The 21,694-nt window shown below is 55.4% G+C and carries 21 protein-coding genes and 8 tRNA genes; 4 read left to right on the top strand and 25 right to left on the bottom strand.

The window, feature by feature from the left end; all coding sequences use genetic code 11:
- Positions 1-10: 10 nt before the first annotated feature.
- From FKP33_RS07020 to FKP33_RS06940, 17 genes are all read right to left on the bottom strand, one after another.
- Positions 11-1,759: a tetratricopeptide repeat protein gene (locus FKP33_RS07020; protein ID WP_127609175.1), complete on the bottom strand. Its 1,749-nt coding sequence runs from the start codon at positions 1,757-1,759 to the stop codon at positions 11-13.
- Positions 1,760-1,939: 180 nt separating this feature from the next.
- A complete protein-coding gene (locus FKP33_RS07015; RefSeq protein WP_054797498.1) occupies positions 1,940-2,890 on the bottom strand; it encodes a ribose-phosphate diphosphokinase in 951 nt (316 codons plus the stop codon).
- A 100-nt stretch (positions 2,891-2,990) separates the two neighbouring features.
- Positions 2,991-3,818, bottom strand: a complete 828-nt coding sequence (gene hisJ / locus FKP33_RS07010; RefSeq protein WP_141334352.1) for a histidinol-phosphatase HisJ — start codon at positions 3,816-3,818, stop codon at positions 2,991-2,993.
- 31 nt (positions 3,819-3,849) lie between these two features.
- Complete coding sequence (gene hisIE / locus FKP33_RS07005) at positions 3,850-4,542, bottom strand: bifunctional phosphoribosyl-AMP cyclohydrolase/phosphoribosyl-ATP diphosphatase HisIE (RefSeq protein WP_141334350.1); 693 nt, start codon at positions 4,540-4,542, stop codon at positions 3,850-3,852.
- Positions 4,539-5,297, bottom strand: a complete 759-nt coding sequence (gene hisF, locus FKP33_RS07000) for an imidazole glycerol phosphate synthase subunit HisF (RefSeq protein ID WP_127609179.1) — start codon at positions 5,295-5,297, stop codon at positions 4,539-4,541. The genes hisIE and hisF overlap by 4 nt, the downstream gene beginning before the upstream one ends.
- A 45-nt stretch (positions 5,298-5,342) precedes the next feature.
- Complete coding sequence (gene hisA, locus FKP33_RS06995) at positions 5,343-6,071, bottom strand: 1-(5-phosphoribosyl)-5-[(5-phosphoribosylamino)methylideneamino]imidazole-4-carboxamide isomerase (protein WP_054800219.1); 729 nt, start codon at positions 6,069-6,071, stop codon at positions 5,343-5,345.
- A 40-nt stretch (positions 6,072-6,111) separates the two neighbouring features.
- On the bottom strand, positions 6,112-6,732 hold the full coding sequence (gene hisH, locus FKP33_RS06990) for an imidazole glycerol phosphate synthase subunit HisH (RefSeq protein WP_127609183.1): 621 nt from the start codon (positions 6,730-6,732) through the stop codon (positions 6,112-6,114).
- A 3-nt stretch (positions 6,733-6,735) separates the two neighbouring features.
- Positions 6,736-7,353: an imidazoleglycerol-phosphate dehydratase HisB gene (hisB, locus tag FKP33_RS06985; RefSeq protein WP_127609185.1), complete on the bottom strand. Its 618-nt coding sequence runs from the start codon at positions 7,351-7,353 to the stop codon at positions 6,736-6,738.
- Positions 7,346-8,635 (bottom strand): histidinol dehydrogenase, encoded by a 1,290-nt coding sequence (hisD, locus tag FKP33_RS06980; RefSeq protein WP_141334348.1) that lies wholly within the window; start codon positions 8,633-8,635, stop codon positions 7,346-7,348. The genes hisB and hisD overlap by 8 nt, the downstream gene beginning before the upstream one ends.
- Positions 8,636-8,652: 17 nt before the next feature.
- Complete coding sequence (hisG, locus tag FKP33_RS06975; protein ID WP_054797495.1) at positions 8,653-9,297, bottom strand: ATP phosphoribosyltransferase; 645 nt, start codon at positions 9,295-9,297, stop codon at positions 8,653-8,655.
- Between the two features lie 15 nt (positions 9,298-9,312).
- A complete protein-coding gene (locus FKP33_RS06970; RefSeq protein ID WP_141334346.1) occupies positions 9,313-10,512 on the bottom strand; it encodes an ATP phosphoribosyltransferase regulatory subunit in 1,200 nt (399 codons plus the stop codon).
- A 287-nt stretch (positions 10,513-10,799) separates the two neighbouring features.
- Positions 10,800-11,300 carry an acyltransferase gene (locus FKP33_RS06965; protein WP_127609189.1) on the bottom strand — a complete coding sequence of 167 codons (501 nt, stop codon included), beginning with the start codon at positions 11,298-11,300 and terminating at the stop codon, positions 10,800-10,802.
- Entirely contained in the window at positions 11,297-11,953 is a 657-nt protein-coding gene (ppaX, locus tag FKP33_RS06960; RefSeq protein ID WP_141334344.1) for a pyrophosphatase PpaX, read from the bottom strand. Before ppaX ends, FKP33_RS06965 begins: the two co-directional genes overlap by 4 nt.
- A gap of 31 nt (positions 11,954-11,984) precedes the next feature.
- Positions 11,985-12,983 (bottom strand): prolipoprotein diacylglyceryl transferase, encoded by a 999-nt coding sequence (lgt, locus tag FKP33_RS06955; RefSeq protein WP_141334342.1) that lies wholly within the window; start codon positions 12,981-12,983, stop codon positions 11,985-11,987.
- A 59-nt stretch (positions 12,984-13,042) separates the two neighbouring features.
- On the bottom strand, positions 13,043-13,984 hold the full coding sequence (hprK, locus tag FKP33_RS06950) for an HPr(Ser) kinase/phosphatase (RefSeq protein ID WP_141334341.1): 942 nt from the start codon (positions 13,982-13,984) through the stop codon (positions 13,043-13,045).
- 143 nt (positions 13,985-14,127) lie between these two features.
- Complete coding sequence (locus tag FKP33_RS06945) at positions 14,128-15,252, bottom strand: ABC transporter ATP-binding protein (protein ID WP_127609197.1); 1,125 nt, start codon at positions 15,250-15,252, stop codon at positions 14,128-14,130.
- 93 nt (positions 15,253-15,345) lie between these two features.
- Entirely contained in the window at positions 15,346-16,449 is a 1,104-nt protein-coding gene (locus FKP33_RS06940; protein ID WP_127609199.1) for a PucR family transcriptional regulator, read from the bottom strand.
- Between the two features lie 279 nt (positions 16,450-16,728).
- Between FKP33_RS06940 and FKP33_RS06935 the strand changes: the two genes are divergently transcribed.
- From FKP33_RS06935 to FKP33_RS06920, 4 genes are read left to right on the top strand one after another with little or no spacing between them, the layout of a single operon-like run.
- Positions 16,729-17,994 carry a nickel-dependent lactate racemase family protein gene (locus FKP33_RS06935; RefSeq protein ID WP_141334339.1) on the top strand — a complete coding sequence of 422 codons (1,266 nt, stop codon included), beginning with the start codon at positions 16,729-16,731 and terminating at the stop codon, positions 17,992-17,994.
- A gap of 24 nt (positions 17,995-18,018) precedes the next feature.
- Positions 18,019-18,411 (top strand): hypothetical protein, encoded by a 393-nt coding sequence (locus FKP33_RS06930; protein ID WP_141334337.1) that lies wholly within the window; start codon positions 18,019-18,021, stop codon positions 18,409-18,411.
- Between the two features lie 7 nt (positions 18,412-18,418).
- Positions 18,419-19,027, top strand: a complete 609-nt coding sequence (locus FKP33_RS06925; RefSeq protein WP_244933003.1) for a gluconate 2-dehydrogenase subunit 3 family protein — start codon at positions 18,419-18,421, stop codon at positions 19,025-19,027.
- Positions 19,024-20,604, top strand: coding sequence for a GMC family oxidoreductase (locus FKP33_RS06920; protein ID WP_141334335.1), 1,581 nt, complete (start codon positions 19,024-19,026; stop codon positions 20,602-20,604). Before FKP33_RS06925 ends, FKP33_RS06920 begins: the two co-directional genes overlap by 4 nt.
- Before the next feature lie 114 nt (positions 20,605-20,718).
- Here the strand turns inward: FKP33_RS06920 and FKP33_RS06915 are convergent.
- From FKP33_RS06915 to FKP33_RS06880, 8 genes are all read right to left on the bottom strand, one after another.
- A tRNA-Lys gene (locus FKP33_RS06915) sits at positions 20,719-20,791 on the bottom strand.
- Positions 20,792-20,800: 9 nt separating this feature from the next.
- A tRNA-Tyr gene (locus FKP33_RS06910) sits at positions 20,801-20,886 on the bottom strand.
- Positions 20,887-20,907: 21 nt separating this feature from the next.
- Positions 20,908-20,983, bottom strand: a tRNA-Phe gene (locus FKP33_RS06905).
- 25 nt (positions 20,984-21,008) lie between these two features.
- Positions 21,009-21,085: transfer RNA gene (locus FKP33_RS06900), tRNA-Asp, on the bottom strand.
- Between the two features lie 15 nt (positions 21,086-21,100).
- Positions 21,101-21,176: transfer RNA gene (locus FKP33_RS06895), tRNA-Thr, on the bottom strand.
- 7 nt (positions 21,177-21,183) lie between these two features.
- Positions 21,184-21,259: transfer RNA gene (locus FKP33_RS06890), tRNA-Val, on the bottom strand.
- Positions 21,260-21,324: 65 nt separating this feature from the next.
- A tRNA-Met gene (locus FKP33_RS06885) sits at positions 21,325-21,401 on the bottom strand.
- Positions 21,402-21,494: 93 nt separating this feature from the next.
- A tRNA-Ser gene (locus FKP33_RS06880) sits at positions 21,495-21,582 on the bottom strand.
- Positions 21,583-21,694: the final 112 nt, after the last annotated feature.

Here is a 21,694-nt window from a genome sequence, read left to right as displayed (position 1 = left end):
CGCTTATTTTTTAGGATGGAGCTTCCAGTCCGGAAAACTTTCGGAAAATGGAGTCCATTTTCTCGCGTAAACCGCAAGCCTCGTCGATGAGCTTGGCGTTCTTGCTGACCGTAGCCACGGAAACGCCGTAACGGTCGGCTGTCTCTTGAAAGCTGACAGGACGACGGTGCATCCGGGCGATCCAATATTCGAGCGCCGCGGCCCAGCCCTCCACCTTTGCGATTTTCGGAACGGCGGGAAATACCCGCGTTAAATATTCTACCCAAAGGGTCTGTAAATCGTACTGCTGTACGATATCGTACCGCCGCGCCATTTCACGCTGCGCCAATTCCATGACCAGCTGCCATTTCCGGTCCCATACGGGCAGGCTCGGAGAATGCGGCGACGGTGCGACGGTCGTCGAACGGCCTTCCAGCACCGCCGGCAGCGGATCTTTAACCCCGATGCTGCGCAGGACGAACACGGCCATCTTTTTCAAATAGTCGTCTTCCTCCGGCTCCAGAATAAACTCCGTCAGCGCATCCTTTACTTCATCGTCCGCAATAAGACCAAACGCCTGAATGACCTGCAGCTTCGTATCGGTATCGCCGTGCCGCAGCGCCCAGAAGAACGAGGAACGGACGAGCGGATCTTTTTTCAAGTGATCCGGCAGGCCGCCTTCCTTACGCTCCATGCCGCGCAGCTGTTCCTCGAACGGCAGGTGATAATGATAGCTCACCTGAGCCTTCGTATCGCCGTCGCGACGCTTGTTCAAGATATTCAAATAAAATCTCGGAATATCCGAGCCCGGATCGTTCTTCTCCGCTTGCCGCCACAACCGCTCCGCTTCGTCCCAGCGGCCGGTATTGTATGCGGCTACGGCCGCATAGTGGAACAAGCAAGGGTCCGGTCCTGCCTCGCCTGTCTTTAACAGCCTTTTGAACAGCCGGTACGCTTTGTCATGTTCACTTAATATACCCATCGTCGTGGCCAGTTTAAACACATGGTCCTGATGGAAGGGATACGTCTTGCGCAGCATGTCCAGCAGCCCCGCCAGCTTCTCGCGGTCGCCGAAATGCTGGTAGAAAATCGCCAGGTTGCAAAGCGCATGCAGATTGCCGGGCTCCAGCTCGAGCACCTCGCGAATCATCTGCACCGATCGGTCGAAATGACCCATATAATAATAAGCGAGCGCCAAATTGTTGCGTGCCGCCATGAAGTCCGGATGGTTGCGAATAATGGTCTCCAGCAGCCGCACCGCTTCGGAGAACTTGCCTTCCTCCAGCATGCTGCGCGCGCGATCGTGCTCGAACAAGCCTTCCCGGCTCTTGATCGTCGTCAGCTTCGCAGGACGATCGAGCTCCAGGCGCAGCAGCTCCATCATTTCTTCGGACTCTTCGAGAAATTGCCCTGTCGGATCGTTCTCCAGATAATGAACGATCGCCTTCTCGGCCGACTCGTAATTCTCCATATTGGCAAAATTGTTGGCCATATAAAAATAACATTCCGTCATCGCCGGATCGATCTGATCCAGGACATGCTGCAAAATGCGGTTCGATTCCTCGTAGTTGCCCATTTCCGACAAAAGCCCAGCCAAATTGCAATGGTTGACCGGATTTTCAGGCTCATACTCGGCCGCCCGGCGAAAATACTTCAATGCCTTATCGTAGTGATAACGGTCCAGGGATTGAACGGCTTTTTCGAAAAAGAACGTGGCATCCATTTGCATCGGAACGACATTGGTGCTGGTCTGGGGCAGCACACGTTTTTTCTTCTCCATGGTTAAGGCACCTCCGTGACCCGTCCGGTAGAGCTTACCGCCGAATACGAATAACGAATGACGTTAGCTATCGTCTGTTGCTTCCCGGAATTCTAATGATTCCTAATTATAACACAATCCGGCCCAAAACCGTAGGTTTTGAAAGCCGGAGACGTGTGGAAAAAACATTTAGGATAAGTTTTATACTCCGCCGTACTTGAACAAGGAGCTGAGCGAGCCGCCCGACACGATAATGTTGATCGCATCGGCGAGCAGGTGGGACACGGACAATACCTTGAACCGGGCGGAATGATCGTCCGGAATCGCGATCGAGTCCGTAATCACCACCTCCGCAATGTTCGGATGGTCCAGACGCTGCAGCGCCGGGCCGGAGAACACCGGATGCGTAGCACAGATATAAGCGTCCTTGGCTCCGCGCTCTTTCAGACCTTCGACAACATTCACGATCGTTGTGCCCGTATCGATCAGGTCCTCGATAATGATCGGCGTGCGTCCCTCGACGTCCCCGATGACGTGCGTAATAACCGCTTCGTTATGAGCGGGTCTTTTCTTGATCATCATCGCGAACGGCGCATCGAGAATGTTGGCCAAATTCTCAGCCGTCGTAGCGCGTCCAGCGTCCGGCGATACGATGATCGGATTTTCGATATTCAGACCTTTAATATAATCACTAACCAAATCCAGCGCCGTCAAATGATCCACCGGGATGTTGAAAAAGCCTTGAATCGCCGGAGCGTGCAGGTCGATCGTGATCACACGGTCGGCGCCCGCCGCCGTCAGGAGATCCGCAACCAGCTTGGCCGAAATCGGCTCGCGCGGCGCGGCTTTACGCTCTTGGCGGGAATAACCATAGTAAGGAACGACAAGGTTGATCGTTCTCGCGGATGCCCGTTTCGCCGCATCCATCATCACGAGAAGTTCCATGAAGTGCTCGTTAATCGGATGCGAGAACGTTTGTACGAGAAACACGTCGCAGTTACGAATGCTCTCTTCGTAAAGACAGTAAATTTCCCCGCTCTTAAATCGGGAAAGTTTGATCTGACCTAGCGGCACTTCGAGCTCTTGACAAATACGCTCCGCCAGTTTCGGGTTGGACGAACCCGAGAAAATCTTCAATTTGTCGGTATACATGGTTACCTCCGCTTTCTGTTGTTACGTGGTTCGTTTGACGATGCCCAGACTCGGAAGTCTTGAGCGTTTACATAAAATTTAGAATGCTTCCACTCCCTCATTATACATGAAAAGAATCGAAACCAATAGGCACCATCGTCCGTTTCCGGCCCTTAAATGTGGCTAATTCGTTAAATCCGACATTTTTCAACAAATCGACGGCTTGATCCAAATATTGGGCGAGCCGCTCCGGCTGATGCGCATCGGAGCCGATGGTGAGCGGAATTCCAAGCTCCAGGGCGTATTCCAGCATGCGCCGGCTCGGGAACATCTCGTTCACCGGCATCCGCAGCCCCGACGCATTCAATTCGATCGCCATGCCCGCCGCCCGGACCGCCTCCAGCGCTTGTCGTTCGAGGTGTTCGACGCTTTGCTCGGGCTTGAAGCCGAATCGCTTAATGACGTCGATATGGCCGATGTAATCGTAGAATCCGGTTCGGCAAGCCTTGCCGACGGCGTCGTAGTATTGCTTGTATACTTCGTAGGCGTCGCGTTCTTTCCAGCCATCGGTTTGCCGGTAGTCCGTAATGTCCCATTCGCCCAGAAAATGAACCGAGCCGATGACGTAATCCCATGGATACGCCTTCACAAGACGCTCGATCTCAGCTTCCCAGCCTTCGATATAGTCGCCCTCCATCCCGACCCGGATGTCGATACGGTCTTTGTATTTCTCCTGCAGTCGGAACGCCTCTTCGACATAATTCGGCAATTCCTCCATCGGCATAGCCATGTCGGGAAGATAGGCGGCCGGGTCGACATGGAGCAAGGGCATGTGATCGGACAGCCCTAACTGGACGAGCCCGATCTCAATGCCCTTCAACACGTACTCCTCAAGCTCTCCCGACGCATGTCCGCAGCGCACATGGTGCGTATGGTAATCAATGCGCATAGAAACGCTCCTTATCCTGAAAATCTGACGTTTATTTCTGTTTATTATGACGACGATCCAGTTCCCGCATCACGTCGTCAAGCGGCAGCCTCTGCTCGCGCAGCAGCACCATCAAGTGGAAGATGAGATCGCTTGCTTCGTAACGCAGCTCGTCTTTGTCGCGATTTTTGGCTGCGATGATGACTTCGGCCGCTTCTTCGCCGACTTTCTTAAGAATTTTGTCGACGCCCTTCTCGAACAAATACGTCGTGTACGCGCCTTCGGGCCGTTCGGCATCGCGCTGCGCAATGGTCGCTTCGAGCGCGTTCAAGATGGCGAAGCGGTCCTGCTTGTCGGACTCGTTCGCCGTTGCCGCATCCGCCGCCAGCGCGCCGATCTTCGCGTCATGATAGAAGCAGCTGTAGCTGCCTGTATGGCAAGCCGGGCCCGCTTGATCGACCTGCACGAGCAAGGTGTCGCCGTCGCAGTCGTACCGGAGCGAGCGCACCTTCTGAATGTTACCGCTCGTCGCTCCTTTATGCCACAGCTCGCTGCGCGAACGGCTCCAGAACCAGGTTTCGCCCGATTCCAACGTTTTGCCGAGCGACTCCCGGTTCATGTACGCCATCATCAGCACTTCTTTGCTGACTGCATCCTGCACGATGGCCGGCACGAGACCGTGCGCGTCGAAGCGCACCGCAGCTAGGAGCTCCTCCAGGTTGGTTGCCATTTTTCGTTCGCTCATCGCACTTCCACTCCTTTAGCCTTGAGGTCGTCCTTAACCTCTTCGATCGTTATCTCTTTATAATGGAAAATCGTTGCAGCCAGACCCGCATCCGCCTTGCCTTCCGCGAACACTTCGTAAAAATGCTCCTTCTTCCCCGCTCCGCCGGAAGCGATAACCGGAATCGTCAGCAGTTCCGACACCGCCTTCGTGAGCGGCACATCAAAGCCGTCCTTCGTGCCGTCGGCATCCATGCTAGTCAGCAGAATTTCGCCGGCGCCGAGGCGTTCCACCTCTTTCACCCATTCCAGCGCCTTCATGCCCGTGGCGTTCCGTCCGCCGTGGGTGAACACTTCCCACTCGCCCCACTCCTTGTTAAAGCGGGCGTCCACAGCGACGACGATGCACTGCGAACCGAACCGGCGCGCGCCGTCGGACACGAGCTGCGGGTTGCGCACCGCCGCCGTGTTAATCCCGATCTTATCCGCGCCTGCGCGCAGCAGCCGTTTCATATCGTCCACGCTGGCGATCCCGCCCCCGACCGTGAACGGGATCGTAATTTGCCCCGCCGTCTTCTGCACGACCTCGACCATCGTCGCCCGTCCTTCGTGCGAAGCCGAGATATCGAGAAAAACCAGCTCGTCCGCGCCTTCGCGGTCGTAAATCGAAGCAAGCTCCACCGGATCTCCGGCGTCGCGCAAATTGACAAAGTTAACACCCTTGACGACCCGGCCGTCCTTGACGTCAAGACAGGGAATGATTCGTTTGGCTAGCATAGCCGTACCCCTTTCGTATGGAATGCGCACGAGAGCATAGGTCCGTTAGACCAGACTGTGCGCTTCCTCCAGCTTGATGCTGCCGGTGTACAGCGCCTTGCCGACGATCGCGCCGCCGACGCCCTCGTCCGTATGCTCCGCCAGCTTTTGCAAATCTTCATATTGGCTGACGCCGCCCGATGCGATGACCGTTTGACCCGATACTTTGGCCAGGTTGACAATCGCCTCTACGTTCGGTCCGCCCATCATCCCGTCGCGGGAAATATCGGTGAAAATAAACGTGCGCGCGCCTTCCCTTGCCAACTCGACCGCCAGCTCGTCGGCTTTGACCGTCGACGTCTCCAGCCAGCCGCGTGTCGCCACGTAACCGTCGCGGGCGTCAAGTCCGATCGCAATCTTCTCGCCGTGCTTCTGCAGCACGCGGCGGACGAAGTCGCGGTCTTCAATCGCCGCCGTGCCAAGGATGATGCGGGACACGCCGAGCGACAGCACATAGTCGACGTCGCTTTCCGAGCGAATGCCTCCGCCGACCTGAACCGGAACGCTGACGGAACGCGCGATTTCACCGATCAGCTGGTCGTTCACCGGTTTACCCGCTTTCGCGCCGTCCAGATCGACCAAGTGGATCCATTTCGCTCCCTGGGCTTCCCAAGCCTTCGCCACTTCAAGCGGATTCTCGTTGTACACCGTCTCTTGATTATAGTCGCCTTGAATCAGACGAACGCACTTGCCTCCGCGGATGTCGATGGCGGGATAAATGATAAAAGCAGACATGATTCGTTTCCTCCACTACATATAGAGTTCAAGGGGCCGCTTAGACCGTTTGTTTCTTCTCGCACAACCCCAGAAAGTTATCAAGCAGCTGCATGCCGACGCTGCCGCTTTTCTCCGGATGAAACTGCATCCCGTACACATTGCCGCGACCGACAATAGCCGTCACCTGCTGATGGTAGTCCGTTGTCGCCAGCAGATCGCTCTCCCGCTCCGGCTTCACATGGAAGGAGTGGACGAAATACACGTGACCTTCCTCCACACCGCGAAAAAGCGGGCTGTCGCCGGCGCGGAACAACAGCTTGTTCCAGCCCATATGCGGCACCTTGTAATCGCCGCGGAAGCGCACGACATCACCTGGCAGCAGATTCAGCCCTTCGTGGTCGCCGTGCTCCTCGCTGCGGCTGAACAGCAGCTGCATGCCGAGGCAGATGCCGAGCAGCGGCTTGCCGCTTGCCGCGTAGGCCGCCGTCGCCTCATCCAATCTCGAGGCGCGCAGATGCTCCATCGCATCGCCGAACGCGCCGACTCCGGGCAGAATCGCGCCCTCGGCTTCAAGCAGCTCGCGCTCGTCCGAGGTGATCAGCGCCTGATAACCTAACCGCTCGACTGCCGAACGAACGCTGTGCAGGTTGCCCATTCCGTAATCGATAATCGCGATCATGGCTTACAGAACCCCTTTCGTGGAGGGCACTCCTTGTACGCGCGGATCAATGCTCGTCGCTTCGTCGAGCGCACGCCCCAACGCTTTGAACACCGCCTCGATCATGTGATGCGTGTTGTGGCCGTAGTGCACGATGACGTGCAGCGTAATGCGCGCTTCAAGCGCGAACTTCCACAGAAACTCGTGCACAAGCTCCGTCGTGAAGCTGCCTACCGTTGCCGACGGATACTCGGCGCGGTACTCGAAATGCGGGCGGTTGCTAATGTCGATGACAACCTGCGCCAGCGCCTCGTCCATCGGAATAAACACGCTCGCGTAGCGCTTGATGCCGCGTTTGTCGCCGAGCGCCTCTCGCAGCGTTTGGCCGAGACAAATGCCGATGTCCTCCACCGTATGGTGGTCGTCGATCTCGACGTCGCCCTTCGCATCCACCTTCAAATCAAATTGGCCGTGCTTCGTAAACAGGTCGAGCATATGATTCAAGAACGGCACGTCCGTCTCGATCTCCGACACACCGGTTCCATCCACGTTAAACGCAAGCCTGATGTCGGTTTCATTCGTACGGCGCGCCACTTCCGAGCGGCGTCCACCCGGTTGTTGACCTTGTCCTTGTTCAGCCACGAGAGTCCCCTTCTTTCTGCAAACGAATTTCGATGGCGCGCGCATGCGCCTCCAGCCCTTCATGGCGTGCCAAGGCGATAATCTTATCCCCGTCGCGCAGCAGCGCTTCCTTACTGTAGTAAATCACGCTCGACTTCTTCATAAAATGATCCACGTTCAGCGGCGACGAAAACCGCGCCGTGCCGTTCGTCGGCAGCACGTGGTTCGGACCGGCAAAATAATCGCCGACCGGCTCCGAGCTGTACGGACCCAAGAAAATGGCGCCCGCATTCTCAATCTTGCTTAAATATTGGAACGGCTCGCGCGTGAGAATTTCCAGATGCTCCGGGGCGAGCCGATTCACCGCGTCTACGCCTTCTTCGAGGCTGCCGACGGTCAGAATCGCGCCGTAATCGCGCACCGATTGCCCGGCGATTTCACGCCTCGGCAGCTCGGCAAGCTGGCGCTGCACTTCCGCCTGCACCGCTTCCGCCAGCGCCTCCGACGGCGTAATCAGAATCGCCGACGCCATCTCGTCGTGCTCCGCCTGCGACAGCAGGTCGGCCGCCACATAGGCAGCATCCGCCGACTCGTCGGCGAGGACAACGATCTCGCTCGGTCCGGCAATGCTGTCGATATCGACGGCGCCGAACACGTATCGCTTCGCCAGCGCCACGTAAATGTTGCCCGGACCGACGATTTTGTCGACCGGGGCGATCGAATCCGTGCCGTAAGCAAGCGCCGCCACCGCCTGCGCGCCGCCGACGCGATAAATTTCGCGTACGCCAGCTTCCGCTGCCGCCACCAGGATGTGCGGATTAATCCCTTCGATACCCGCCGTTGCCGGGGGTGTCACCATGACGATTTCCGGTACGCCCGCCACCTGGGCCGGAATCGCGTTCATCAGCACCGAGGACGGGTAGGCCGCTTTACCGCCTGGCACATACAGCCCGACCCGCCGCAAAGGCCGCATCACTTGCCCGAGGATGCTGCCGTCCGGCTGCAAATCCATCCACGACGTACGCCGCTGCTTCTCGTGAAAGCGGCGAATGTTGACGGCCGCTTCGCGAATCGCCGTCAGGAACTCGTCATCCACTTGACGATACGCCGCTTCGATCTCCGCTTCGGCGACACGGAGGTCGCTCACGTCGGCGCGATCGAACTGCTTGGCGAACTTGCGCAGCGCCGCGTCCCCGTCTTGACGGACCTCTTCGATAATAAGCCGTACGCGCTCGTTCTGCTCCGGCGAGCCGTACTCGACTTCCCGTTTCAAAGCAAACTCCGATGCCGGCATCCGTTTCATCTGAGGGCAACCTCCTTCTATGCTTTCGCCGCCAAGGCCGCTGCGATGACCGGCTGCAGTCGGTCGCACAGTGCTTGTATAGCGTTATTTTTCATCCGGTAGCTTACCCGGTTCGCAATCAACCGGCTCGTAATCGAGAATATCTCTTCGTGCTCCGCGAGCCCGTTTTCCCGAATCGTGCTGCCCGTTTCGACCATATCGACAATCCGGTCGGCTAACCCGATCAGCGGCGCAAGCTCGATGGAGCCGTTCAGCTTGATCACTTCCACCTGCTGTCCCCGCTCCCGAAAATACTGCGAGGCGACGTTCGGATACTTGGTCGCCACCCGCGGATTCAGCACCGGCTTCCAATCCGGCAAGCCGATGACCGACATGCGGCAGCGGGCAATACCGAGATCGAGCAGCTCGTAAACGTCGCGGTTTTCCTCCATCAGCACGTCCTTGCCGACGACGCCGATATCGGCTACGCCGTATTCCACATACGTCGGAACGTCGACGGGCTTCGCCATAATAAACTCCATATTGGCTTCGGGCACCGCGATAATCAGCTTGCGCGATTCGTCCGTTTCGTCCGGAATCGCGAGGCCCGCCTCGCGGAACAGCTTCGAAGCTTGCTTATAAATACGCCCTTTGGGCATCGCTACTTTCAATAACTCCTGCATGGGCTCGCCGCTCCTTTAATTCACAAACTCAATGACGCTTTGATATTCGATCCCCCGAACGCGAACCGAACCGCCGGCCAGCTGTTCTTTCTCATACTGACCGTCCGGGGCGAGCAGCGTCTCCACCGGCGCTTGCCGCTCCATCCGCAGCTCTCCCGCCCGGCTTAACGCCTGCTGCCGGTTGTCCGCCGTATAGACGATCAGCACGCGGTTCGACGTCTCTGCGGCAGCCTCCTTGCTGATCACTTCAAGAATCCGGTTCGTCTTGAGCGCAAAGCCGGTCGCCGGGGCCGGACGGCCGAACTGCGCCAGCAGGTTGTCATAACGACCGCCGCTGCACACCGGAAATCCGAGATCCGCCGCATAGCCTTCAAAGGTCATGCCCGTGTAATAAGAAAAGTCGCCGATCATGGTCAAATCGATCAGCACATGCTCGCTGACGCCATACGCCTCCAGCACGTCCCACACTTCGCACAAATGTGCGATCGCTTGCTGCGCTACCGGATCGTCGGTTAACTGACGCGCTTGGCGGCAAATCTCTTGGCCCCCTCGCAAGCGAAGGATGCCCTCCAGCTCTTCCCGCACCTCCGCCGGCAAGCCCATCGTCTTGAGCGCTTCCCGATAACCGACGTAATCGCGGTTCAGCAAGCAGCCCTTCAACTGCGTCTGCGCATCCGTACGGTCGCGCAGCGTTTCCTGGAACAAGCCGTTCAGGAAGCCGACATGACCCAGCGCGATTTTGAACGGCTTCACGCCGGCCGCCTGCAAGCAAGCGACCGCGAGTGCGATCACTTCCGCATCGGACTCGCTTGACGCATCGCCGACGAGCTCAACGCCAGTCTGGAAAAATTCCGCATCCCGCCCCGCTTCCGCTTCAATCGCACGAAAGACGTTCGCGTGGTACGACAAACGAAGAGGGAACGCATGTTCACGAAGCAAGGACGAAACGACACGCGCGATCGGCGCCGTCATATCCGAGCGCATGACGAGCGTCGTGCCGTTACGGTCGAGCAGCTTGAACAGCTTCTTATCTTCCGTCGAGCTCGCTACCCCTACGGTATCGTAATACTCCAACGTTGGAGTAATGATCTCTCTGTAACCCCAGCGCTCCAAACACTGCATCAGTTTGAACTCAATGCTGCGCAGCTTGGCCGCCGCCTCGGGCAAATAATCTTTGACGCCTGTCGGCTTTTCGAACACTTTCGGTTTGGACACCGGTCTTCACCCTACTATTCGTAATTTTTGCTTTAGTTCGCTAATGTGCTACCATACTACCAAAATAAAGAATGTAATCGTTAGTCTACCATGGAAACGAGACTCCGTCAATGGAATAACACGAACGTTCTCCGTATGTCTGCAGAGCTTCATCCGAACGCCCGAGCGGAACCCGGGTGCGGTATTTCTGCTTGTAAACCGTCGTTTCCGACAAGAGCGGAACTACGTTCGTTATTCCCGTTCAAACCGGTGTGAAGGGCCCCTGTTAGGCTAAATCGGATATCGTTTTACTCCCCGCTCTCCCGGACGTCCTCTCGTATTACGCGCAGGGGATTGCCCGCGACGAAGCTGTACGGCGCAACGTCCTTATGCACGACCGAGCCTGCCCCAATGATCGCATGATCCCCGATCGTTACGCCCGGCAGTATGGTGCTGTTCGCTCCGATCATCACATGGGAACCGATCTTCACCTGCCCGAGCCGGTATTCCTTGATCAAATACTCATGCGTCAGGATCGTCGAATTGTATCCGATGATCGTATTGTCCCCCACCTCGATCTTCTCCGGGAAGAATACATCCACCATGACCATTAAAGCGAAAGAGGCATGCTCCCCCACTTTCATCCCTAAGATACGGCGATAAATCCACCGTTTCAAAGGCAAGGAGGGCGCATACCTGGCGATCTGGATAAAAATAAAGTTACGAATGGCCTTCCATCGGCTTATCGTACTGTATACTTGCCATAACGAGTTAGGCCCGTCCACCGGATATCGGTCCGTCTGTCTCAAGCGTTGGATTCTCCTCCTATGCCGGCAATCGGCAATAGTTCGCGAATATCGTCAATAACGTGGTCCGGCTCATACCGGCGCAAATATTCGACGCCTTTCAACGACCAGGCGACCCCAACCGAGGAGACACCCGCATTTCGGGCCGCCTCGATGTCGTAATGGCTGTCGCCGACCATCAAAGCGCTCGAGGCGTCCACACCCAATTCGCGCAGCGCTCTTAAGATGCCTTCCCCGTGCGGCTTCGGCTGTTCTACATCCTCGACCGTGACAATCGAATCAAAATAACCGATAATGCCGGTCAGCTTCAGGCCCATCTCTGTCGTCTTCCGGATTTTACTGGTGACGACGCCGAGCTTCACCCCCGCTTCACGCAATTGGGCGAGCGTTTCCGGCACATGAGGAAACGCCGTGACCAATTCATCATGCCGGGTGATGTTGAAAGCCCGGTATTTCATGATCAAATCTTCCACCTGCTCCCGCCCCGAGAAATCCGCCATCTGCTCGTGCAAAGGCCGCCCCATGTTGGGAATGATGCGCTCCCGCGTTACAGGCTCCGGCGTGTCCCAGTCAAACGTATGTAAAAAAGATTGAATGATCAGCTCATTCGTATCGAGAATCGTCCCATCCAAATCAAACAGTACGGCTTGAATCATGCTTCTGCTCCTTCGTTTGCTGGTCTCATGTTCATCTTGTTTCCTCTGCCTCTCCCGGCTTCGCCTCATTCGGAGTTCCTTCGGCGTTTACCGCCGTCGTCGTCTCGCTCGCCGCTGCCGCACCGACCTGTAGAATAGGATCGGAATAATGCTCTGCAGACGCTCCTGTCTTCCGCCGCACGATGATCACGACGATCGCGGCAATAACGATCAGTACGGCCAGCAGCTGCGAAATCCGCACATTGCCGCCGTACGTCATCACCCCAGGCTCAAACCCGATCGAGCGCATCGGCGACCATAAGCTGTGCATCAGGGAGACCAACCATTCCGGTCCGGTGAAATCCAGGCTGTCCGTCCGGACCCCTTCAATGAAGAAGCGGCCGATCGAATACCAAATGAAATAGCTGAAGAACAACTCGCCTGCCCGCAAGAACCGTTGACGGCGCAGTACGAACAGGATCACAAGTCCGGCTAAATTCCACAATGACTCGTATAAGAAGGCCGGGTGATAATACTGTCCCTCAATCAACATCTGATTGACGATAAAATCAGGCAGATGCAGATTGTTCCGTAAGAACGCTTCATTTACCGGTCCACCGTGCGCTTCCTGGTTCATGAAGTTGCCCCAGCGCCCGATGGCCTGTCCGATGATCAGCCCCGGCGCGCAAATGTCCGCAATCCTCCAGAACGAATAGCCTTTGCGCCGTACATAAATGACAGCAGCGATGATTGCGCCGATCAAAGCGCCGTAGATCGCGATGCCGCCATGCCAGATCTTGACTACTTCGATCAAATTATCCTTGTAATCTTCCCACTTAAAGGCGACATAATAAATTCGCGCGCCGATGATGGCCGAAGGCACGCCGATCAATACCAAATCCATGAAAAAGTCCGGTGAAATGCCAAACCGCTTGCCTTCTTGCACCGCTAGCAACAATCCCATCATCGCCGCCGCTCCCAGGATAATGCCATACCAATAGACCGTCAGCGGTCCAAGTGAAAATGCGATCGGATTCAGAGCTAAAAACATGCGCTATCTTCTCCTTATACGAAGCGAACGGTCCGAGAACCGCTCCCCGTTCAATGGGATTATTCCAAGTCGTCCATATCCTCGTTTAACGATTCCGTCAATTTGTTCGTAAATTGCAGCGCGGCATTATAGCCCATCCGTTTCAAGCGGTAATTCATCGCCGCCACCTCGATAATGACCGCCAAGTTCCGCCCGGGACGCACAGGAATCGTGACGAGCGGAATATCCGTGTCGATAATCCGGGTCTTCTCTTCGTCCAGTCCCAATCGGTCGTATTGCTTGTCCTGCTGCCAATTCTCCAGCTTACAGACAACCGAAATTTTCTTCGCGGTGCGTACCGCTCCGGCTCCGAACAACGTCATGACATTAATAATACCAATCCCGCGGATTTCCAATAAGTACCGAATCAGCTCCGGCGCGTTCCCGATCAGCGTGTGGTCGGCCGTTTGGCGAATTTCCACCGCATCGTCCGCAATCAAGCGGTGCCCGCGCTTCACAAGCTCAAGCGCTGTTTCGCTCTTCCCGATACCGCTCGAACCGGAGATAAGCATGCCGATACCGTAAACGTCCACAAGTACGCCGTGAATCGTCGTTGTCGGTGCGAGACGATTTTCCAAAAAACCGGTCAAGCGGCTTGCCAAAATCGTCGTCGCCATCGGCGTCCGCAGCACCGCGATCCGGTAGTCATTCGCCGCCGCCAGCAGCTCGATCGGCGCTTCCAGGCCGCGGCTAATGATGATGCATGGGATTTCATCCGGCGCGCAAAGCCGGTGCATCCGCTCCGTGCGTTCCTCCGGCGACAGACCTTCGAAGAAGGTCAGCTCCGTTTTTCCTAAAATCTGTACCCGGTCATGCGGATGAAACTCATAATAACCGGCCAGTTCCAGCCCGGGTCGATATAGGTCGGCAGTCATGATCGGACGCTTCAAGCCCTCATCGCCGCATATAATCTCAAGTTGAAACTCTCTTACCAAATCCGAAACTTTTACTTTTTTAGGCAAGGTCGTTCGTCTCCTTTTTATACCAATATCCTCATCGTAAAGGAATCGGCCGCATAAATCAACCGCTGCCGCCCGCTTTGCTTATCGCTATCATTCAAATAAAAAACCAGCCTTTCGGCTGGTTTTTTATTTATACGATTCCATTAGCCATTCAGCAGGATGGAAGCTGTCGTTTCTTTGTCGAAGAAGTGAACTTTGTTCATGTCGATCGCCAATTTGACGTTCATCCCTTCGTGGAAGCCGGAACGGCTGTCTACGCGGGCAACAACGTTGGAGTTGCCGATACCGTTCAAGTGAAGGATCATCTCATGACCGAGGTTCTCGGACACTTCGATGTGAGCGTTAACGATCGAGTTCGGGGACGCCTCGATGAAGATCGCTTCTTCATGGAAATCTTCCGGACGAACGCCGAGTACGACTTCTTTATTGGCGTAACCTTTTTCACGGATAATTTTGGCTTTGCCTTCAGGCAGCTGAACGTCGACACCCGTTGTACGGAAGTGCAGCTGTCCGCCTTGCTCAGTAAAGCTGCCGTTAACGAAGTTCATCGATGGGGAACCAATGAAGCCCGCTACGAACATATTAACAGGGAAGTTGTAAATCTCTTCCGGCGTAGCTGCTTGTTGGATAACCCCTTTATCCATAACGACGATCCGATCGCCCATCGTCATGGCTTCTGTTTGGTCATGCGTGACGTAAACGGTTGTCGTTTCAAGCCGTTTAACCAGTTTCGTAATTTCAGCGCGCATCTGTACGCGAAGTTTAGCATCCAGGTTGGAAAGCGGTTCGTCCATCAGGAACACTTGCGGTTCGCGAACGATCGCGCGGCCCAAGGCAACACGTTGGCGCTGACCGCCGGACAATGCTTTCGGTTTACGGTCGAGCAGGTGCTCGATGTCGAGAATTTTCGCCGCTTCGCGAACGCGAGCGTCGATGTCGGCTTTCTTGAACTTGCGAAGCTTCAAACCGAAAGCCATGTTTTGATACACGTTCATGTGCGGATACAAAGCGTAGGATTGGAATACCATTGCAATATCGCGGTCTTTCGGAGCCACGTCGTTCACCAAACGGTCGCCGATGTACAATTCGCCCTCGGAGATTTCTTCCAAACCTGCGATCATACGAAGCGTCGTCGATTTACCACAGCCGGAAGCGCCTACGAGTACGAGAAACTCTTTATCTTTGATGTCCAAATGGAAGTCTTTAACCGTTGCTTCCGCTGCACCCGGATATTTTTTTACGATGTGGTTTAAACGTACGCCTGCCATGATTAATTCCCCCTACGAGTTGATATCTTCTTAATATGCTTACATCATACCTTACTGATCCGTTGATGACTATGCACAATCTTCACAAAAAAATCACTTTCTTTTCGTTACTTTGTACAATAACAAGGCGATCTTCACAAGCACCGCATGATTGAACGTCCGCACGTCCAATCCCGTTTCCTGTTTGAATTTATCCAGCCGATAAAGCAGCGTATTCCGATGAATATAGAGCTTCTTGGCCGTCTCGCTGACATTGCAATCGAGCTGAAAAAAATGCTCAAGCGTCGTCATCGTCTCCGGATCGAAAGCGACATCAAGCCGCTTGAGCACCCGCTCCAGAAAATTGGCCTTCTCCGTTTCGGGAAGCATATGGACGAGCTTCTCCAACTGCAGCTCCCAAGGCATATGCATATTACTGCCGATATGATAGGTCCGACCGAGCATGATCGTCTCGCGCAGCTGAAGCACGGTGGCATATAACGATTTGGCCGGAAGGATCGGGTAATGAACGGCAAGATGGCATTCACCCACCCATTCATTCTCCAGCATTTCGTGAAGACCGTAACCAAGTGCGGCGAGCTGATCTTCCAGCGTTTCGTCGGACGCATCGGCTTTATCGTCCCCGCCGTCCATCGTCAATATTTTTTCCGGACCGAGAATAAGCCATTCTTTATCCGTGAGGGGAATCAGTGTAAGCGGCGCATCGAAGAAAGACTCTAACAGCTTCTTCAGCTCTGTATAATGCGCGCGCCGCGACGTAATCTGATCGACATACAGCAGCAGCGGAATTTTCGTTGCGTACAGCGATAATTGCGACACCAGCGTATCCGGCAGCTCCGCTTGCGTATAGCCGAGTTCCTGCTGGCCTTTGAACCATTCACGGATCAATGCCGCTTTCCGTTCCTCTTCACCGCTTGGCGAAGCCGATTTTTTATCCTGCTGTTTCCGGTTTTCGAGCAGCAATCCAAGGAGCATCCGTTCCTTGGGCGTTACCGACCCGGCGGGCACTTGCAGAAGCAGCGCGTCTTGCCCTTCTTTGTGCACCAAAAAGTAAACTTGGCCGTTCTTGTCCACCCCCGAGACGGCGCCGCCGTTTTCCTCGACCTGCTTGGACCATTCTTCCACTGAACATTTGACGCTGCTGACAGGTATACCGAGCGCGCTTTCGACTTGCTGACGTACGAGTTCCCAATCCATTCCTTGGCTCCCTCTCCTTATTTGCAACCGGTACCGACGAACCGCGTCACGTTGCAAACGTTTTCTCTATTTCGGCGCCACTCCCGGCGACATCCTCTTATTGTAGCATAAACAAAAAGGAAGCAAAGGCTCCATTCCCGATTTCATTTCCTTATGATCGGACGGGCGGCCGTATAAACATCCCTTATTTCCAGGGAAACAGGATACTTTTTATGATATTGGGGAAAAATTGAACTGCTTTCATCACTTTTAACTTCATGCAGGGGGTGAAATCAGAAGATGCCCATGCTGCGTTATGGCCAGACGACCGTAAGCTTCCAGATCCCTTCGGGCCATACGCTTCGCACCGTCACCTATAGGCTTCCCAGAAATCCGGGATCTCAACTGGAATCCAGAGCCCGAATTCGCCGCGCGCTCGATGCACCGATCGGCAGCTCTCCGCTGCGCAGGCTTGCCCGCAGCAAGACGGAGGCGGTTATTTTAATTCCCGACGGAACGCGCCTATGCCCTAGTCCCTTGCTGCTTGAGCCGCTGTTAGAGGAATTGAACGAGGCGGGGATCCCCGATGATCGCATCGATGTGGTCGTCGCTCTAGGCTATCATCGGCGGCATACGCAAGAGGAGCTGCGCGAGCTTGTTTCCCATCCCGTTTATACGCGGGTTCGGGTACATAATCATTCCTGCTTGTCCGAAGATTGCGTTTATATCGGGACGACGACGCTGGGAACGCCCGTTGAAATTAACCGCCTTGTCGCGGCTTCACCGCTGCGCATCGTCATCGGGAATATCGAGCCGCACTCGCTCGTCGGCATATCCGGAGGCGTCAAATCGTTAGTTCCCGGCGTTGCCTCCAAGCGCTGCATTGAGCACAACCACGCGCTCTCGCTTACGCACAAAGCCATCGTCGGGAGCTCGGACAACCCCGTCCATCGCGATTTAGAGGAAGCGCAGCGGTTGGTGCCGGTCCACTTCATGCTGAATGTGATCGTCGACCACGACCGTCATGTCTTGGACGCCGTTGCCGGCGATATCGTGAAAGCCCATCAAGTGGGCATGAGGCTTGCTGCCGAGCGGTTTCTAGTGCCGGCTTCGCCCGTTTATGATATTGTGATCGCCTCGCCGGGCGGGTATCCGAAGGACCTGCATATGTATCAAGCGGTCAAAACGCTGCGTAACGCCGCAGCCTTCACGAAACCGGGCGGGACCATCATTCTCGTGGCGGAATGTTCCGAAATGCTCGGTAACGGGCAATTTCAAGCCTGGCTCGATACGATGCATAACCGTTCACACACGGTAGCCCAGCTTAGGGCGCATTTCGTATTGGGGGCGCACAAAATTTTACATATAGACGAAATTCTTGCTCACCATCGCGTATATCTGTTGTCCGCTATGCCGCGACCCGTCACGCAGCTGCTCGGATTTACTCCCGTCGAATCACTGAACTCGCTGCTCGAAGAGCTTCTGTCCCCGCAACGACCTACGGCAGCGGCCTGTCTGCCTTATGGCGCGTTGACCTTTCCTAAACCGGCTTCACCGAGCCTATAAAACGAAGCCATGGAGGCGATGATCATGGATTGGATAAGCTGGTCGCTCGACCGTGTCATTTATTTGTTTGTCGGCGTTGCCTTCTTCGTCCTTTGGATTCAAGTGGCGCTGTCGCATTACCGGCAAAATTTCCATCACAAATCGATGTGGACCCCCGTCGTCGCGGCGCCTATCTTCAGTCTGACGGCCGTGTGGCTCGCCTTCGACCGCAGCCACCTGCTGCTTCTGGTCTTTGCGGGACTGATGTGGCTGGGCGTCATGATCGGAGCCACCGGTTTCTATTATCATTTTCACGGCGTCGGCGTCCGTGTCGGCGGCTATTCGATGCGCAACTTTCTGGCTGGGCCTCCGGTCGTTTTGCCGCTTCTCTTTAGCGCGTTAAGCGTACTGGGCTTGCTTGCTTATTACTGGAGGTGAGAGAGGAATGTCTATTAAACGTTTGACCCGCTATCCCTCTTATGACGTTATGAGTCAGCGGCACGAATGGGATGAGCACACACGGCGCATCGTCCTTGACCGCCTGCAGACAGGCGGCGGCTATACCTTCCTGACGGCTGTTGAAGCTGAAAACTTGCGGGCTTGGTGCTGCCTGTTATTGGATGACGAGCGACCGGAGATCATACAGTTCGTACTCGATCATATTGACACCAAGATGAATTCCGGTCAGGAAAGCCAGCGTAAACCTGGCGAACCGCCGGCTCCGGCGCTCGTGCGCAATGGCTTGCAAGCGCTCGACTCGGCTTGTCAGAGACTACATACGAAACGATTTTTTCATATGGATCAGGAGCAAAAGAAGCAGATTATGCATGCAATCAGTCAAGGAGACGGCTCTCCCCCCGATATTTGGAGGTCTATCCCGCAGCAAGCTTGGTTTCAAAAGCTGTTGACGCTTGCGATTGACGGCTATTACTCGCATCCGGAGGTTTGGTCGGAAATCGGATACGGAGGGCCCGCCTATCCCCGCGGTTATGTACGCATGAATCCGGATGTGCCCGACCCTTGGGAGCCGATAAAGGAAGGTAAGCCCTCATGAACAGGCGATATGGAGATGAAACCGTCGACGTCTTGATTGTAGGCGCTGGCGCCGCCGGAGGCGTCTTGGCCAAAGAGCTGAGCGAAGCCGGTATGAAAGTAGTCGTGCTGGAGTCGGGGCCCTATCGCGACCCTCAGCATGATTTCGCGAGTGACGAGCTGGCGATGCAGCGGTTGGGCTGGCAGGATACGCGCGTTGTTGACGGATCCGATCCGCTGGAAATGGGTCACAATAACTCCGGCTGGGGGGTTGGCGGCGGTACAACGCATTTTACCGGGGTGTTTCTGCGGTTTCATGAGTCGGACTTTCAGACGCGTACGCTCGATGGCGTCGGGGAGGATTGGCCGATCCGGTATGCCGATCTGAAGCCCTACTATGAGAAGATCGAGCGGGACATTGCCGTATCCGGCCCGAAATATTTCCCTTGGGGGCCGTTCCGTGGACCGTATCCGTATCCGGAACGTGATCCGATCAGCCCGAATGCGCAAGTGTTTGCCCGCGGCTGCGAGAAGCTGGGCATCGGCTGGACGGTCACGCCGCTCGCGATTTTATCCGCACCGTTTGAAGACAGGCCGCCCTGCATCAACCGCGGGTTTTGCAATCAAGGCTGTATGCCGAACGCCAAATTCAGCACGCTGATTGTCCACATCCCCAAAGCGGAGAAAGCGGGAGCAGAAGTGCTTGCGGATTGTACCGTGACCCAGGTGAATATGAATGCGACCGGTAGGGTGACCGGTGTTACGTTCGTACATCATGGCGATACCTATGAGCAAAAGGCCCGCATCGTCGTATTAGCTACCTATGTCGTCGAAACCCCACGGCTGTTGCTCAATTCCGCCAACGGACAGTATCCCGAAGGCCTCGCCAACCGCAGCGGTTGGGTGGGCAAAGCGTTCATGACGCACAGCAGTCATGATGTATACGCCCGTTTCGACGACGAAGTGCGGCTCTATAAAGGTACGCCCGTGCTCGCATCGACGCAGGACTTTTATAGCACGTCGCCGGACCGCGACTTCGCTCGAGGCTATACCTTGCATGCGCACGGCGCCAGACCGCTCGGCTTCGCTCAAGGCATCGCCAAATCCGGGGGTGCCGGAGGACCGGTCTGGGGCAATCGGCTGCGCGAGGCGATGCTTGATTATAATTACTACGGACGCGTTACGTTGGTCGGGGAAGTGCTTCCAGACGAAGCCAACCGCATCACCTTATGCGAAGAGAAGGATGTTCACGGCCAGCCGCGAGCTAAAGTGACATTCGGTTATGGAGAGAATGACCGGCGATTAATTCGACACGCTATCGGTACAATGAGCGCTATCCTTGAAGCCTCCGGCGGACGTGTCGAATTCATTGTTCCCGATACCGCCCATCTGATGGGCGGTTGCAGAATGGGAGACAACCCGGAGACGTCGGTCGTGAACAGTTACGGACAATGTCACGACATCCCCAATCTATTTCTATGCGGTGCCAACTCCTTCGTCACTTCAGGCGGCGGTAATCCGACGAACACCGTCATGGCGCTCGCGCTTCGGACGGCGGATTATATCAAGCAGAGCGGTACGAGGCTCGAACTGCAATGAGAACCACACGGTTCGTCCTTGTGAACGGGGGGCGATCCGTGTGAGTAGAGAAACGGAATGTTGCCAAAACAAAGAAGAGATCTTCTCATGGAAGATCTCTTCTTTGTAACAAGATGAGCCATGTAGGACTCGAACCTACGACACCCTGATTAAAAGTCAGGTGCTCTACCAACTGAGCTAATGGCTCTTACATGAATGGTGGAGGCTGATGGATTCGAACCACCGAACTCGTCAGAGAACAGATTTACAGTCTGCTGCGTTTGGCCACTTCGCTAAGCCTCCAAGACGGCTAAAAAAAGCCTATGGTGGCTCGGGACGGAATCGAACCGCCGACACGAGGATTTTCAGTCCTCTGCTCTACCGACTGAGCTACCGAGCCATATGTAGGGTTATGAAGTTATTCATGGCGGAGCCGACGGGATTCGAACCCGCGGTCTCCTGCGTGACAGGCAGGCATGTTAGGCCTCTACACCACGGCTCCACAATGAAAGACAACTGGTGCCGCCGAGAGGACTTGAACCCCCAACCTACTGATTACAAGTCAGTTGCTCTACCAATTGAGCTACAGCGGCGTATGTATGGTGGAGGCTGACGGGATCGAACCGCCGACCCTCTGCTTGTAAGGCAGATGCTCTCCCAGCTGAGCTAAGCCTCCATAGTATGTACAAGTACACACAAGTCGAATCATACCATAAAATGTCTAAATCATTCAACTTGTTTTGGTAGCGGCGGAGGGGATCGAACCCCCGACCTTACGGGTATGAACCGTACGCTCTAGCCAGCTGAGCTACGCCGCCATATCAATCAATGAGTCTGCGAAGTTTCGCTTACGAAGCTTATGCTCCGATGAACCTTCGGTTCCCATCCCTCAATCCATGAGGGTGAAGCAACGGAGAGAGAGGGATTCGAACCCTCGCACCACTTGCGCAGTCTAACCCCTTAGCAGAGGGTCCCCTTGAGCCACTTGGGTATCTCTCCAAGATGAGCTATACGACAGCTTGTACACCGTCATAAGCACAGAGCTTGCGCCCTGAAAACTGGATACGAAACTCAGCATGCTGAATGCTTTGATTTCACAATAGTGAAAATC

Source organism: Paenibacillus sp. tmac-D7, from assembly GCF_006519665.1.
Taxonomy (GTDB): Bacteria; Bacillota; Bacilli; order Paenibacillales; family NBRC-103111; genus Paenibacillus_G; species Paenibacillus_G validus.
The sequence above is the reverse complement of the archived record's forward strand: the minus strand, read 5'-3'. Positions and strand labels throughout refer to the sequence as shown.